The following is a 16,127-nucleotide window of genomic DNA, read 5'->3' on the forward strand; positions in this document are numbered from 1 at the left end:
GATTTCTTAAAAGCATCAGGGCGCAATACCTGGAAAAAAATGTTGAAAGCATCGATTTTAGAAAAAGGGACAGCTACCATCTGGAACGATAATTGCGAATACGATGGGATCGAAGAAAAACAAGCGCTTTGTGGCGAAGGAGCAGAACGAGGACAAATTGCAGAATTAAAACCGATCCAAGCCAACATGATGGCCTATACGGCAAAACAAGCGATCAAAGAAGTTTTTCCCAATAAGCGACCGTATATCATCAATCGAGCAGGCTATGCCGGGATTCAGCGTTATGCGCAAACTTGGGCGGGAGACAATCTCACTGACTGGCGGACGCTCCGATACAATATCGATACGATCATCGGGATGGGTTTGTCTGGGGTAGCAAATACTGGCTGTGACATTGGTGGTTTTGCTGGTGGTGCACCAGATGCAGAATTATTACTGCGCTGGATTCAAAATGGTATTTTTCAACCGCGTTTTTGTATCAATTCTGCCAACGATGATAACACAGTTACGCAACCATGGATGTATGACAAAATGAATCCATTGATTCGGAAAGCCTTTCGCTTGCGCTATCAAATGCTGCCTTACCTCTATTCATTGATGTATCAAGCCCATCGAACGGGTGATCCGATCCTCAGACCGTTGTTCTACGAATTTCAAGAAGACCCTAACTGTTATGCAGATCCTTTTCATACCTTCATGGTTGGTTCGTCGCTTTTAGTTGCCAATGTTTTGGAAGCAGGTGCGACAACGCGAACCCTTTACTTGCCAAAAGGTAGTCAATGGTTCCAATTAAACGAGCAATTCACATGTTATGAGGGTGGTCAAGTGATCACGATTCCAGTCGGCTTAGAAGATATCCCGATGTTTCTTAGAGCAGATGGTATCTTTGTGACAAGTGCTGATGAGCATCAACGGGCGACTGATACGTTGAAACAGATCGAACTACTAATAGGTGAAGGAGAAAATCAACGATTCGATTTGTACGAAGATGATGGACAGAGCAATGATTTTGAACAACAGCATTACAAGCTAACGACGATCAAGACAACTGGCAGAGAAAGAAAAACCATTCAGTTTCAAACAACAGGTACTTTCGACAGTACGATCGAGTATTATCGCTTGAAGGTGATAACAAAGGAAAAAGGTGCCTATTGGGTCACCTTAGATGGGCAAAAGCTGCCACAATATCTAAGTCGTCAAGATTTTGAACCAGCAACAAATGGCTGGTATTACGATCTTCAAGAACGGGCAAACTGGATAAAATTCCCACGACCAAGCAGCCCATCTTTTGAAGTGATCGTTTCAACGGAAACGTTTGATCTGATCGGGATGAGCAATGAGTGAAAGCTGAAAAAAATTAGGTGAATGATTAAAAAGTGTTATGTTATCTTTATAGTAATTTTTTAGATATGATTTAACTGTTTGTTGGACCGAATTGTTTTAGATCCCTAGAAACCAGCTCTATCAACACAAATAACGATTGGTTTTTTATCAAGGGGAGGAAATGCAAAAAACGGCTGTCAATATTCATTATTTGTTATTGTAAACAGACAATAGCTTAGATAGAATACTCGTATAGCGAAGGCAGGAAGGTTCATCTTATTAACCGAACGAGTCGAAGATCTATCCATTAAGGAAGCATCAGCAAAATGGAAGATTCGTTTATTAGATAAGGGTGTTTAGATGGCAGAATCAATGATCGTAAAGAAAAAAATTTCCAAAGCATTTAAACAATTAGTAGTGGAGATTGGTTTCGAGAAAGTAACTATTTCAAAGATTATGCTAGCAGCCAATATACGTCGTCAAACGTATTACAATCATTTTCAAGACAAATATGATTTGACCGATTGGATTTTTCAGCAAGAAGCCATTGAAAAAATAGCAGATAATTTGGCTTATGAAGACTGGATGACGACGTTACAAGACTTGTTCGTTTACTTTGAAGAAAATAAGCGATTCTATTGTAATGTGTTATCTTTTCAAGGTCAAAATTCTTTTCAAGAGTATTATGTCGAACACTTAAAGGGCTTGATCAGTAAGATGTTGGATATAAAATGGGGCGACAACAGCAAAAAGAAAGAAAATCGTGAGTTTATCGAAGAATTCTATGCGACTGCGTTTATGGCAATGACGACAAAGTGGATGTCAGAAGGCTGTAAACCAAGTGGACGAGAATTTGCGAATAATATGAGCAGCTGTCTATTTGATTAAGCGAATAGACAGCTGCTCTTTTTTGTCGAGGTAAAAGGAACAGGACTTAGTGCCAGCCAAAGGCATCGGTCGGAAGATGCAAGTATTCTTGCCACTTTTGGTTTTTCAAGGAAAAAAAGGAAAGTGAGAGACCATCCGTATCATAGGCGGTCAAGAAGTTGCCCATTTTTTTAAAGGAAGCACGAATCTCTTCAATCTCTAGTAATTGTTGGACATCGTTCATAAATATTGCCAGTTCCAAAAGAGGGATCGCCCCTAAGCCGTTGACCAGCAGCGCGATGTCTTTTAGCTCTGCTTTGGAAAATTGCTTGCTGAGTTTGTTGACTAATTCAATAGCGATTCGTTCAGAAGAATGGATCTTTTCAGTTCGGTAACCAGACTCTCCATGAATACCGATACCAAATGCTAGTTCGTCCGAAGCTAAGTGATATTGCTGACGAATGTGTGCGATAGGTGAGTGCGGAGCAAAAGCAACCCCTAGTGTTTTGATCCGTGGGACGATCTGTTCCCCTAATTCTTTCAATTGTTTTAATGACAGTAGTTCTTCTGAAGCAGCCCCCAATAGCTTGTGGACAAAAATCGTTCCAGCAACGCCTCTACGGCGTTTGATAAAGGTATCACTTTCAATCGAACAATCATCGGAAACAAGCAAATGATCCACTTTCATCCCAGCTTCGGCAGCCCATGTTTGCGCCTGTAAGAAATTTTGAGCATCTTTAGCAAAGTTTTTAATGATCAAGATGGTCCCATGTCCGTTGTATGATGCCTTGATACCACGAAAAATCTCTTCTGCTGAAGGAGGCTCAAAGATTGATCCCATAATAGCACCATCCAACATGTTTTTTCCAATATAGCCTATGTGGGAAGGTTCATGACCACTACCGCCACCACTTAATAAAATAACTTTATTAGTTGGCAATTCTCTTTTTAGGAAAATCCCTGTGCGGGGGATCCAGCGCAGGCGATCATGGTAGGTATAGGCAAATCCAGCAAAAATCTGTTTCTGTATCTGTGGTTTTGATCGAATAAAACGATTCATCGACGCCAGCTCCTTTTACTTAAATCGTAATTCGATTATACGCTTTTTTTCCATGGCAAACTACTATTAAGGTGCGTTTGGAAGCGGACACATTAGTGTTTCTGTCCGTTGTAAATAGAGCTTGGAAACGGTAAGGTTATAGATAAGAAGACCTATAAAAAAAGCAGGAAGACCAATTTGAATAATAGCAAAAAGCTTGTTTTTTTGAAGGTGCTAACAGTTTTTTTGGGGGAGAAACTTTTTTTTAAAAAGAGAAATAAAAAATAACGAAAAATTATGAAGCGTCTTGCGAAATATCGAGAGGATAGGAAGAAGCTTTCATAAGATTCACAACGTATGGAAAGGAAGTAAGCAATGAAAAAAATTATGAATCAACCGACAGATGTTTTGGCAGAAATGATTCGAGGAATCGTTCAAGCAAATGAATCAACGATTGAACAAGTTCCCAATACATTTGTCGTAAAACAAAAAGAACTCGCCAAACAAGTTTCTTTAATCAGTGGTGGCGGAAGTGGGCATGAGCCAGCTCATGCGGGCTTTGTCGGTGAGGGAATGTTACAGGCAGCTGTTTGTGGGCAAGTGTTTACTTCACCTACGCCGGATCAAATTTACGAAGGAATCAAAAGTGTGAATACCGGCAATGGTGTCGTTTTGATCGTGAAAAATTATTCTGGCGATATTATGAACTTTGAGATGGCAAAGGAACTCGCTGAACTAGATGGTATTGAAGTTGGCACAGTGGTCGTTGATGATGATATCGCTGTGGAGGATAGCACCTTTACGAAAGGAAAACGTGGGGTCGCTGGCACGGTTTTTGTTCATAAAATTTTAGGAGCTGCTGCCAAACAGGGGTGTTCCATTGAAGAGCTAGTGTCACTTGGGAACCAAGTTGTCCGTCAATTAAAAACCATCAGCGTCGCACTGAGTGGTGCCACCGTACCAGAAGTGGGAAGTCCAGGCTTTACACTAACAGAAACAGACATCGAGTTTGGTGTGGGGATTCATGGTGAGCCTGGTTATGCTCGGGAAACGATGTGTTCTTCAAATGAGATCGCTCAAAAAATGATCGAGAAATTAAAAAAGGCTTTTTCTTGGGAAAATGGGGAGAAATTTGCTGTGATGGTCAATGGATTGGGCGGTACACCATTGATGGAGCAATATATTTTCTATCAAGATGTACGGAAACATTTGGATCGTGAGCTCGATGTGGTGTTTTCAAAGATCGGCAATTTTATGACGGCAATCGATATGGCAGGTATCTCATTGACCCTATTAAAATTGGAACCGGAATGGGTGGCTTATTTAACGGAGCCGGTAGCACATACCGCTTGGTAAAAGGGGGAAAAGAATGTTTACAAAAGAAAATTCATTAAAAACACTTCGTCTTTTTCATCAAACGATTCAAGCAGAAAAAGATTATTTGAATGCACTAGATACAGCGATCGGTGATGGCGATCACGGAAGTAATCTAGCTCGAGGAATGACAGCAGTCATGGAGACGTTAGAAAAGGAACCTGTAGAGGAGGTGTCAGAGGTTTTTAAAAAGACAGCGATGACTCTGATCAGTAAAGTGGGTGGCGCATCCGGCCCCCTCTATGGCACGGCTTTCTTGGAGATGGCGAAAACGAGCGCCATGATGGAAAATCCCAAAGCGATTCTTGAAGCAGCGCTTAGTGGTATCAAACGTCGAGGACAATCTGAAGCTAAAGATAAAACGATGGTAGAAACTTGGGAACGAGCGATCGTAGCTCTGGAAGCAGAAACCTTGTCCTTTGAAGTCGTGAAAGAAGCTGCCGAAAAAACAGTGGATCTTGTTGCCAAAAAAGGTCGTGCTTCTTATTTGGGGGAACGATCTTTGGGACATATTGATCCCGGCGCGATGTCCAGTGCCTTTCTTTTTGGCGCAATGATCGAAGCAGGTGTTTTTGATGAATAAAATCGGCATTGTACTCGTCTCTCATGTTTATGAAATTGCTTTTGGCTTACAGCGTTTGATCAAAGAAGTTGCTCCAGATGTTCCCATTACTTTAGCAGCTGGCTTAGAGGACAATGGAATCGGGACAAATGCAGAAACGATCGTAACTGCGTTTGAAGAGAACCAGGGCCAGATACTGTTCGCTTTTTATGATTTAGGCAGTGCCAAAATGAATTTGGAACTTGCGGAGGAATTGACTGAAAAAACAGTTCACTTATTTGATACTGCGCTGATCGAAAGTGCCTATACTGCTGCTGCATTATTGCAAGTTGCTGCTTCTGAGCAAGAGATCATAGAACAATTGACTGCACTAAAAATAAAATAAAAGAAATGGAGTGTCGTGTAATGAGAAAAGCTTTTATCAGTCCAGCAAAATATGTGCAAGGAGAAGATGAATTGCTTCGCCTAGGGTATTTTGTAAAAACCTTTGGGAAAAGCGCCTTATTGATTGCCAGTAAAGAAGATGTCGCAAGGGTCAAAGAAAAATTAGATCAGACGGCAAACACCTATGAAATTGTTTTGGTCGAAAGTGATTTTCACGGCGAAGCGACTCGGGGAGAAGTGGCTCGTTTAAAAGCGATCGCTGCTGCAAACGCCTGTGACTGTATTATTGGTTTAGGGGGCGGAAAAGCTATTGATACGGCAAAATGTGTGGCAGAGGGCCGCAACTTGATCATCGTTCCAACGATCGTTGCAACCGATGCACCAACCAGTCATTCTGCAGTTTTGTATACAGAAGAGGGCGCATTTGATGACTACGCGTATTTTGTCCAAAGTCCGAGCGTAGTTTTGATCGATACAGTCGTGATCGCGCAAGCACCGACACGTTTTCTTGTCTCTGGAATCGGAGATGCCTTATCAACTTATTTTGAGGCAAGAGCTACTCAACGTTCTTTTTCTAATGTCAATGCTGGATTGCCTTGTGGCGCACAAGAAGGCTGTCCACCGGCGAAAGGAACCAAAGCCGCTTATGCGTTAGCGAAGCTGTGCTATGAAACGATTTTAGAAGATGGTGCCAAAGCGAAGCAAGCTTGTGAGCGTAATGTGGTCACGCCAGCATTGGAAAATGTGATCGAAGCCAATATCCTCCTTTCTGGATTAGGCTTTGAAAGTGCCGGATTAGCAGCGATCCATGCCATTCATGATGGCTTGACTGTTCTTCATGCTGCCCATGACGCCACCCACGGAGAAAAAGTCGCTTTTAGCACGATCTGCCAACTCGTTTTAGAAAATGCACCTCAAAAAGAGTTGTTTGAAGTAATCAACTTTGCGCTATCGATTGGCTTACCTGTTTGCTTGAGAGACTTAGGGGTAGAAACGATCAGTGACGAGGAGTTAACAGAAGTAGCCGAAAAGGCTTGTATCCCTGAAGAATCGATTCATTCGATGCCGTTTCCAATTACGGTTGAACAAGTCAAAGCAGCGATCGTCGTAGCAGATAAGATTGGTAGTGCTTGTAAGCAAGATTCTCAGCCTCAATAACACAGATAAAACGATAGCAAAAATAAACCATTCAATCAGGAAGTAGGTTGCATGATCCTAGTGATGATGCAACCAAGTCTCGATTGGCTGGTTTTTTTTGCATTTTTCTTTTTTTAGCGAATTTTTTAATGAGCGCTGTTTGGCTGATGACAGCGGAACCTCAAGGTACGGTCATTCAGATTTTTTTTTGATTTGAAAACATCTTACTATATCTGGTGCAAAAAAATAGTAAGGGAGATAGCTTTTTACTCGTCAAATGAGAGCGTTTCATTTAAGCTAAGGGAGAGAGGTGATCCAATGAAAATCATTATCATAGGCGGGTCCTTTGGGGGTGTCAGCTGCGCCCGTGAAGCACGCCGATTATACCCTGACGCAGAGATTTTATTGATAGAAAAAAAAGCCCATCTTGGGTTTGTTCCAAGCGGTTTGTTATTGCTGATCGAAGGCAGGATCGCATCGCTGGAAGAAGCATTCTTTTGTACGAAGGAGCAGCTGGAGGCAGAAACGATCGACGTTGCCTTAGAAGAAACGCTTCTGGAGATTTTTCCTTCGGATCATCGGATTCGAACGGATCAGCGAGAACTAAGTTATGATCGACTCGTCTTGGCAGCAGGCTCCAGTCAAGATTCCACTGTTTTGCCACAACCAGAAGAAGCACTACTGACCTACAAGGAATATGAGGCAGCCAAGCATTTCTTGCAGCAATTGCCCCAAGCAGAGTCGATTACCATCGTAGGTGCTGGTCAAGCGGGGATGGAAGCGGCGAATACCTTGACTGCGATGGGAAAAAAAGTCAGTGTGATCGAATCAATGTCATATCCTTTATTCAAGTACTTTGATCACGATTTTTTGCAGCCCTTTTTAACGGAGATCGAAAAAATCCCCAACTTGCAGCTGCATTGGTCCAAGCCAACTTTGGCAGTCGTTAAAGCGGAAACAGGCTTTCGGATCGAAACCGCCGATCAAGGCTATGAAAGTGATCTGGTATTGACGACAGTCAACGTTCATCCTCGCTTGCCAGAGGCATTTGCGGTCTTTGAATTACACAGTGATCAAACCATCTGGACAGATGCTTACTTGGAAACTTCTGCCACGGATATTTTTGCGGTCGGCGATTTGATCCAAATTCCAAATGCTATTACGAAAGACACGGTCTATATGCCCTTAGTCAACAATGCTGTTCGCTCAGGAATCGCAGCAGCTCGTAATCTGGCAAGCAAAACCACCCCGTTTCGTGGCGGATTGCGGACAGTCGGTACGCAACTGTTTGGGTGGTACTTAGCAAGCACCGGCTTGACCGAGTCGGATCGGTTTTTCTTCGAATCTCCGATCGTCTGTCATGCGTTTACTGCCGCCAGTTCCTTGTTTGATCCAACACAGGTTCATGGAAAAGTGATGATCGAACAAGCCAGCGGCCGAATCGTTGGTGCGCAGCTTTTATCAAAAGCCGATATTTTGGAAAAAATCAATTTACTAGCGTTTGCGATCGAGCAGCAGGCAACGATGGAGGAGTTGACCCAAAAAGACTTTTTCTTCCATCCACGATTCACTAATGTAATCGACGAAACTTTTCTGTGGTCGGGAAGTGATGCCGATGAGACTTGATCAGTTATTAGAAAAAAAAGAAGCAAAGCAATTGCAGCTGCTCAAAAAGCTTTTACTGGTGGGCGGAAAAATGGAGCTGCACGAGCTGGCGAGCTATCTTGGCATCAGTAAGCCTTCCTTGGAAAAATATGTGGAGGAGTTGCAAGATGAGCTGGCTCACTACCAAGAGCAGTGTCGGTTGTATTATCGAAAAGGTGTCCTGGTCTTTGAAATGAGTCCCACTTTTTCCCTCAATCAAATCGAATGGGCGTTTTATCGTTCAGCATTGAAATTTCAAATCCTCGAGCATCTTTTGCAGCATCAAGAGGTGACCACTGTCCAGCTGGCACAAAAATTAGCGGTCAGCGAGTCATCCTTGTTTCGCAAAATCAAAGAGCTAAATGGCTTGCTAGCAGAATTCGAGTTAGAGATCTGGCAAGGAAAGCTGATTGGGGAAGAAACGCAAATTCGTTATTTCTATTTTGAACTCTTTTGGTATGTCCATTCTTTCGACAGTCAGCCGCTGCCGATCGATGAAAAATACGTCGGTCTGATCACACGAGGTCTGAACATGACCTTCACGAAAGAAGCCCAACAGCGCTTGTCCCTATGGCTGAGGATCATGAAGGCGCGACTGAAAATTACTACTCAATCCTTTCAAGTCTTACGGGAGAAAATGGTACCCTACACGAAAGATCCTTTGTTTCAGCAATTACGGGAGTTAGTATTTCGTGGGTTTGGCCATTATGCATTAGAAGTCAGAGAAGAGGAGGCGATGCTGCACTTTGTCTTTTTACTGTCGTTCTCGGTGTTATCCGAACACGATCTGCAAGTGTATATGCTGCAGCGTTCTCGGTTTACGCCAACTGCCTTGACGGATACCTTGATTTTGGAACATATTTTGCATCTCTACCGCCCATCGTTTGTTCCCCGTGAAATCGAAGCCACTTGTTATGGTCACCTGCTGCAGATCCACAGCCGCGTGTATTTTTTCAAAGGGGATGTGGAGGTTTTTGATCGAGAAAATATTTGGCAGTTAGAAGCGCAGCTATCCAGTCGTAACATCCAGCAAATCAGTCACGAACTATTGGATAAGGCTTTAGCAGAGCTTGATATCAAGCCATCTGATAAAAATAGTTTGTTGATGATGACGATGGTCAAATACTTGAGCGTGATCACGATCATCGATTATCAAATCAATCGGGAGTTTCGCGTCGGGATCGCTTTGAAAATGGATGAACTGTTTAAAGAAGCCCTCTACTACATGTGGCTGCTGTATCTCAAAAATTTGAATGGCGTAGTCGTAGAACGCTATCGCCCGGAACAAGAATATGACTTAATCTTGGCAAACTATGCTATCGAGACGAAAACACCGACTTATCGAATCAGTGAACTAGGTACCGCTTATGATCGGGAAACGATCAAAAAAATGATCCGCGAACGCTTTCAATAGTGGATTTCGTCAATTTCTTAGAAATTTGAAAAAAAATTGACGAACCACATTGCGAAAGTTCAGCTAAAATAAAAGCAAGTCAGAAAGCGCTAACAAGAAAAGCGTATAAAAAACTAAAGGGAGCGAATCAAATGGCAGAAAAAAATTATGTAATGGCGATCGACCAAGGAACCACTAGTTCAAGAGCAATTATTTTTGATCGTAACGGGAAAAAAATCGGCAGTTCACAAAAAGAGTTTCCGCAATACTTTCCAAAATCGGGTTGGGTAGAACACAACGCCAACGAAATTTGGAACTCTGTCCAATCAGTCATCGCAGGGGCATTTATTGAATCAGGTATCCGACCAGAAGCAATCGCCGGCATCGGGATCACCAACCAGCGTGAAACGACAGTGGTTTGGGACAAAACGACAGGCCAGCCGATCGCAAATGCAATCGTTTGGCAATCCCGCCAATCTTCACCGATCGCTGACCAATTAAAAGCAGATGGACATACAGAGATGATTCATGAAAAAACTGGGTTAGTCATTGATGCGTATTTCTCAGCGACCAAGGTGCGCTGGCTTTTAGACAATATCGAAGGGGCACAAGAAAAGGCGGATAATGGCGAACTACTTTTCGGAACGATCGATTCATGGCTTGTGTGGAAACTGACAGATGGGCAAGTCCATGTCACCGACTACTCCAATGCTAGTCGGACGATGCTTTACAATATCCATAAATTAGAATGGGATCAAGAAATCTTGGATCTTTTGAACATTCCAAGCTCGATGTTGCCAGAAGTCAAAAGCAACTCAGAAGTCTATGGTCACACCCGCAGCTACCATTTTTACGGCAGTGAAGTACCAATCGCTGGAATGGCTGGGGACCAACAAGCCGCCCTCTTTGGACAAATGGCCTTTGAAAAAGGCATGATCAAAAATACTTACGGCACTGGGGCATTTATCGTCATGAATACGGGTGAAGAACCACAATTGTCTGACAATGACCTACTGACGACCATCGGGTATGGCATCAACGGCAAAGTCTATTATGCCTTAGAAGGAAGTATCTTCGTTGCTGGATCAGCGATCCAATGGCTGCGGGACGGTCTACGAATGATCGAGTCTTCTCCGCAATCAGAAGAAATAGCTGCCAAAGCAAAAGGCGATAATGAAGTGTATGTGGTGCCTGCCTTTACTGGATTGGGTGCACCTTATTGGGATTCAGATGCAAGAGGAGCCGTCTTTGGCTTGACTCGTGGGACGACGAAGGAAGATTTTGTTCGGGCAACACTGCAAGCTGTTGCGTATCAATCAAAAGATGTCATCGACACGATGAAAAAAGATTCTGGCATCGATATCCCATTGCTGAAAGTCGATGGCGGTGCAGCCAAAAACGATCTATTGATGCAGTTCCAAGCGGACATTTTAGACATTGACGTGCAACGAGCAGCGAATCTGGAAACAACCGCATTAGGTGCAGCTTACTTGGCAGGGCTAGCGGTTGGCTTCTGGAAAGACTTGGATGAATTGAAATCAATGGCAGAAGAAGGCCAAATGTTTACACCAGAAATGCCAGCAGAAGAAAGAGACAATTTGTACGAAGGCTGGAAACAAGCGGTGGCAGCTACTCAGACCTTCAAATTCAAAGCGAAGAAAGAAGGCGAGTAAGCCATGACCTTTTCACATAAAGATCGGAAGCAAACCATTCAAGAAGCGGCAAAGACCACCTATGATGTATTGATCATCGGTGGTGGGATCACTGGCGCGGGGGTTGCTGTTCAAACCGCAGCCGCTGGAATGAAGACGGTTCTTTTGGAAATGCAGGATTTTGCCGAAGGAACGTCTTCGCGGTCCACCAAACTCGTTCATGGCGGTATTCGCTATTTGAAAACCTTTGACGTGGAAGTGGTCGCTGACACCGTGCGGGAGCGCGCGATCGTGCAGCAAATTGCTCCGCATATCCCGAAACCAGATCCAATGCTTTTGCCAATCTATGATGAACCAGGGGCAACCTTCTCCTTGTTTTCTGTCAAAGTGGCGATGGATCTTTATGATCGCTTAGCGAATGTGACAGGCAGTAAATACGAAAATTATCTGCTGACGAAAGAAGAGGTCTTAGAACGCGAACCTCAGCTGCAGGCGGAAAACTTAGTCGGTGGCGGTGTCTATCTTGATTTTCGCAACAACGATGCCCGCTTGGTGATCGAAAACATCAAACGAGCACAAGCCGATGGGGCAGCAATGATCAGTAAAGCCAAAGTCGTCGGCGTCTTACATGATGAGCAAGGCATCATCAATGGGGTAGAAGTGGAGGATCAACTGACAAACGAGCGCTTTGAGGTTCACGCCAAAGTCGTGATCAACACGACAGGCCCTTGGTCAGACATCGTTCGTCAATTAGACAAGAATGTTGAGTTGCCGCCACAAATGCGTCCGACGAAAGGTGTCCATTTAGTGGTCGATCGGGAAAAACTAAAAGTGCCGCAACCAACCTATTTTGATACTGGGAAAAATGATGGTCGGATGGTTTTCGTGGTACCAAGAGAAAATAAGACCTATTTTGGCACAACCGATACGGATTATACAGGCGATTTCGCCCATCCAACGGTCACGCAAGAAGATGTTGATTATCTATTGACCATCGTGAATGAACGCTTCCCTCACGCTCAGATCACCCTTGATGATATCGAAGCGAGCTGGGCAGGATTGCGTCCGTTGATTGTGAATAATGGCGGGTCTGATTACAATGGCGGCGGTAAAGGCAAACTATCGGATGAAAGCTTTGAGCAGATCGTTGAAAGCGTCAAAGAGTATCTTGAAGATGAGCGGCAGCGACCAGTCGTAGAAAAAGCCGTAAAACAAGCACAAGAACGAGTAGAAGCCAGCAAAGTGGATCCATCGCAAGTTTCTCGCGGCAGCAGTTTGGAACGCTCAAAAGACGGACTATTGACGTTGGCAGGGGGAAAAATCACCGATTATCGCTTGATGGCGGAAGGAGCAGTCAAACGGATCAATGAATTGCTCCAAGAAAGCGGTGCATCCTTCGAGTTGGTGGATTCAACCACGTACCCAGTTTCTGGTGGTGAGCTTGATGCAGCCAATGTAGAGGAAGAATTAGCGAAGCTGGCTGACCAAGCGCAAGCCGCTGGATTCGATGAAGCAGCTGCGACGTATTTGGCTCATCTTTATGGGTCGAATCTTCCCCAAGTGTTGAACTACAAGACGAAGTTTGAGGGCTTAGATGAAAAAGAAAGTACGGCCTTGAACTATTCCTTGTATGAAGAAATGGTTCTGACGCCTGTCGATTATCTATTGCGTCGGACCAACCATATCCTATTTATGCGAGACACCTTAGATGAAGTCAAAGCCGGTGTCGTTGCAGCTATGACCGATTTCTTTGGCTGGAGCGAGGAAGAAAAAGCAGCCCATGTAGCAGAATTGAACCAAGTGATCGCAGAATCAGATTTAACAGCCTTAAAAGGAGGAAAAAAAGATGAATGAAACAACCCAGATCTTTAGTGAATTTCTAGGAACGGCTATTTTGGTTTTGTTAGGGGATGGTGTGTGTGCGGCTGTCAATCTGAAAAAGAGTAAAGCAGAAGCCTCTGGCTGGATCGTGATCGCAATGGGCTGGGCGACAGCGGTAACGATTGCCGTTTACGTTTCAGGGTACATGGGACCTGCTCACTTGAATCCAGCCGTTACATTAGGCATGGCGATGACGGGGAATTTTTCTTGGAGCTTGGCTGTACCGTTTATGCTGGCACAAATTGCTGGTGCGATCGTAGGGGCGATCCTCGTTTGGCTCAACTACTTGCCATTATGGGATGAAACAAAAGACCAAGGCGCGATTTTAGGTACCTTTGCAACAGGGCCTGCAGTTCGTAATTTAGTATCGAATACCATCACTGAAGTGATTGGTACCTTTGTCTTAGTCTTTGGCTTATTGGCTTTTGGTGCCAATACCTTTACGGATGGATTAAATCCCATCGTCGTTGGGATCTTGATCTTAGCGATCGGGCTGTCGCTTGGTGGACCAACAGGCTATGCCATCAATCCGGCACGGGACTTAGGACCACGGATCGCTCACCAAATCTTGCCAATCAAAAACAAAGGGACTTCCGATTGGGGCTATGCGTTAGTACCAATCATCGGTCCAATGATCGGGGCAGCGATCGCTGCTGGTTTGTTTATGATGTTGCCATTATAAACGATGTTATTTTAAGGATGATGCCTATTGGTATCATCCTTTTTTAATCTTTAGCGATTGTCATTGAATTTGCTAAAAAAACATGGTTAAATGAAAAAGCTGAAACAGAAAGAAGGAAGGAGCTTTTACTTGAAAAAAATTCTGCGCTTTTTCATGTGGGTGGCGATTGTCCTGATCGGACTCTTAGCTGCCGTTTTTCTGGCTTTTCAACTCTCCCCACGACCGGGGGCTTTTTTGATCGGTCATCTGTTTAACCAAGAAGTGACCATCAAGGATGAGGCAGCTTATCAAAAAAGTTTGCCGAATGTGACGGTCAAACAGGACTTGACGTATCAATCGGATTATCAACGTAGTACCTTTGATCTATATTATCCCAAAGAGGCACAAGAAGGCCCTGTTCCAGTCATTTTTTGGGTCCATGGGGGCGGCTATGTCGGCGGAGACAAAGAAGGGGTCAAAGAGTTTGCGACCTATGTCGTCGATGAAACCAAAGCCGCTGTGATTTCGATTAATTATGAATGGGCACCAAGTCTGCATTATCCTGGACAGGTCAAACAATTAGCCCAAGCGGTAGACTCGATCAAAGCAGATGCCCAAGCATACCCCATGCTGGATTTCGATCAACTCTTCTTCGGCGGGGATTCTGCAGGAGCCCAAATCGCTGGGCAATATGTGGCGCTGCAAACCAATCCAGCGTATGCGAAGGAAATGTCCTTTGATCAAGATATTCCTGCATCGGCCCTGAAAGGGTTTATTTCCTATTGCGGACCGCTTGATTTGAAGCAGATCGCTGGGACTTCTTCAGATGATCGCTTTATGAAATTCTTTGTCAAAACGGTGGCTTGGTCGTTATTAGGAAAAAAAGAATGGCAAGATAGTCCCCAACTGCAGGAGATCTCACTGGTGGATAAATTGACGGCTGATTTTCCACCAACGTATATCACGGATGGCAATGCCTATTCCTTTGAAGACCAAGGCATTGCCTTTGCCAACCAGCTGCAAGCTCTTGATATTCCCGTGACGAGTCGCTTTTACAAAGGGGATTCGGAAACGGTGACCCACGAATACCAATTTGATTATAGCTTGCCCCAAGCACAGGCCTGTTTGACAGAAACGTTGACCTTTATCAAAGACCAGTTGGCTCACTAAAAAACACCTTGTTTCTCACCCTCAATTGGCGAGAAACAAGGTGTTTATTTGTCAGCAGATCAATCAAGTCCGATGAAGTAGTCATCGTCTTTCATCGCTTCTACGGAACCAAGCAGATACCCGTTCCCAACTTGTGAGAAGAAGTCGTGGTTGCTGGTACCAGTTGAAATACCGTTCATGACGATTGGATTGACATCGTTGGCGGTATCTGGGAAAAGCGGGTCTTGTCCTAGATTCATCAAAGCCTTATTGGCATTGTAACGCAAGAAGGTTTTGACTTCTTCGGTCCAGCCGATCTCATCGTATAATTCTTCGGTATAACGCTCTTCATTTTCATACAACTCATACAACAAGTCGTACATCCAGTCTTTCAGCTTTTGCTGTTCGTCTTCTGGTAATTCGTTGAAACCTAATTGGAATTTGTAGCCGATATACGTGCCGTGAACGGATTCGTCACGAATGATCAATTTGATGATCTCCGCTACGTTCGCTAGTTTGTTATTGCCTAAGTAGTAAAGGGGTGTATAGAAACCTGAATAGAATAAGAAGGTCTCTAGAAATACACTGGCGATTTTTTTCTCTAGCGGTGTGCCATTTTTGTAGATCTCATTGATTCGTTCGGCTTTCTTTTGCAAATATGGATTGGTGTTGGTCCATTCAAAAATATCAGCGATCTCCGCTTTTGTATTCAGGGTGCTGAAAATCGATGAATAGCTTTTTGCATGGACAGATTCCATAAATTGGATGTTGTTCAAGACCGCTTCTTCGTGTGGGGTGCGGACATCTTTACGCAGTTGATCCATACCGCTTTCTGATTGAACGGTATCTAATAAAGTCAAGCCGCCAAAGACGTAGCCCACCGTTGTTTTTTCTAATGGAGATAGCGTCCGCCAGTCATCAAGGTCATTTGATAAAGGGATCCGCGTATCTAACCAGAATTGTTCTGTTAATTTTTCCCAAGTGGATTTATCGATGATATCTTCGATCTCATTCCAGTTGATTGCTTCATAGTAAGTCTTACCCATAGTCGGTTCCTCCAA

14 protein-coding genes are annotated in these 16,127 nt (G+C 43.9%); 12 read left to right on the plus strand and 2 right to left on the minus strand.

Annotated features, from left to right (window positions below):
* Positions 1-1,344 (plus strand): TIM-barrel domain-containing protein (locus ECA1_RS15785; protein WP_155642950.1); only part of this gene is annotated, 1,344 nt, incomplete at its 5' end.
* Between the two features lie 339 nt (positions 1,345-1,683).
* A complete protein-coding gene (gene dhaS, locus ECA1_RS15790) occupies positions 1,684-2,211 on the plus strand; it encodes a dihydroxyacetone kinase transcriptional activator DhaS (protein ID WP_060793018.1) in 528 nt (175 codons plus the stop codon).
* A gap of 46 nt (positions 2,212-2,257) precedes the next feature.
* Here dhaS and ECA1_RS15795 read toward each other — a convergent pair whose 3' ends face one another.
* Positions 2,258-3,250 (minus strand): dihydroxyacetone kinase subunit DhaK, encoded by a 993-nt coding sequence (locus tag ECA1_RS15795; protein ID WP_060793019.1) that lies wholly within the window; start codon positions 3,248-3,250, stop codon positions 2,258-2,260.
* A gap of 354 nt (positions 3,251-3,604) precedes the next feature.
* On the opposite strand from ECA1_RS15795, the gene dhaK reads away from it, so the two are divergent.
* The 10 genes from dhaK to ECA1_RS15845 all read left to right on the plus strand — a co-directional run bounded on the left by dhaK (position 3,605) and on the right by ECA1_RS15845 (position 15,087).
* Entirely contained in the window at positions 3,605-4,585 is a 981-nt protein-coding gene (gene dhaK, locus ECA1_RS15800) for a dihydroxyacetone kinase subunit DhaK (RefSeq protein WP_060793020.1), read from the plus strand.
* Positions 4,586-4,598: 13 nt separating this feature from the next.
* Positions 4,599-5,186: a dihydroxyacetone kinase subunit DhaL gene (gene dhaL / locus ECA1_RS15805; protein ID WP_060793021.1), complete on the plus strand. Its 588-nt coding sequence runs from the start codon at positions 4,599-4,601 to the stop codon at positions 5,184-5,186.
* Positions 5,179-5,550 carry a dihydroxyacetone kinase phosphoryl donor subunit DhaM gene (gene dhaM / locus ECA1_RS15810; RefSeq protein WP_060793022.1) on the plus strand — a complete coding sequence of 124 codons (372 nt, stop codon included), beginning with the start codon at positions 5,179-5,181 and terminating at the stop codon, positions 5,548-5,550. Before dhaL ends, dhaM begins: the two co-directional genes overlap by 8 nt.
* Positions 5,551-5,570: 20 nt before the next feature.
* Positions 5,571-6,707, plus strand: coding sequence for a glycerol dehydrogenase (locus tag ECA1_RS15815; protein WP_060793023.1), 1,137 nt, complete (start codon positions 5,571-5,573; stop codon positions 6,705-6,707).
* A gap of 297 nt (positions 6,708-7,004) precedes the next feature.
* Positions 7,005-8,312, plus strand: coding sequence for an NAD(P)/FAD-dependent oxidoreductase (locus ECA1_RS15820; RefSeq protein WP_060793024.1), 1,308 nt, complete (start codon positions 7,005-7,007; stop codon positions 8,310-8,312).
* Entirely contained in the window at positions 8,302-9,744 is a 1,443-nt protein-coding gene (locus tag ECA1_RS15825) for an AcpB/EbpR/MafR family transcriptional regulator (protein ID WP_016610450.1), read from the plus strand. The genes ECA1_RS15820 and ECA1_RS15825 overlap by 11 nt, the downstream gene beginning before the upstream one ends.
* 131 nt (positions 9,745-9,875) lie before the next feature.
* Complete coding sequence (gene glpK / locus ECA1_RS15830) at positions 9,876-11,396, plus strand: glycerol kinase GlpK (protein WP_005225176.1); 1,521 nt, start codon at positions 9,876-9,878, stop codon at positions 11,394-11,396.
* Between the two features lie 3 nt (positions 11,397-11,399).
* The gene (gene glpO, locus ECA1_RS15835; protein WP_060793025.1) at positions 11,400-13,229 is read left to right on the plus strand and encodes a type 1 glycerol-3-phosphate oxidase; all 1,830 of its coding nucleotides are present in this window, start codon (positions 11,400-11,402) and stop codon (positions 13,227-13,229) included.
* Positions 13,222-13,938 carry an MIP/aquaporin family protein gene (locus ECA1_RS15840; protein WP_005225178.1) on the plus strand — a complete coding sequence of 239 codons (717 nt, stop codon included), beginning with the start codon at positions 13,222-13,224 and terminating at the stop codon, positions 13,936-13,938. Before glpO ends, ECA1_RS15840 begins: the two co-directional genes overlap by 8 nt.
* Before the next feature lie 90 nt (positions 13,939-14,028).
* Entirely contained in the window at positions 14,029-15,087 is a 1,059-nt protein-coding gene (locus tag ECA1_RS15845) for an alpha/beta hydrolase (RefSeq protein WP_050759597.1), read from the plus strand.
* Between the two features lie 59 nt (positions 15,088-15,146).
* On the opposite strand, the gene nrdF is transcribed toward ECA1_RS15845, so the two are convergent.
* A complete protein-coding gene (nrdF, locus tag ECA1_RS15850; protein ID WP_005225180.1) occupies positions 15,147-16,112 on the minus strand; it encodes a class 1b ribonucleoside-diphosphate reductase subunit beta in 966 nt (321 codons plus the stop codon).
* Between the last annotated feature and the right edge of the window lie 15 nt (positions 16,113-16,127).

Source organism: Enterococcus casseliflavus NBRC 100478, assembly GCF_001544095.1.
Lineage (GTDB): Bacteria > Bacillota > Bacilli > Lactobacillales > Enterococcaceae > Enterococcus_D > Enterococcus_D casseliflavus.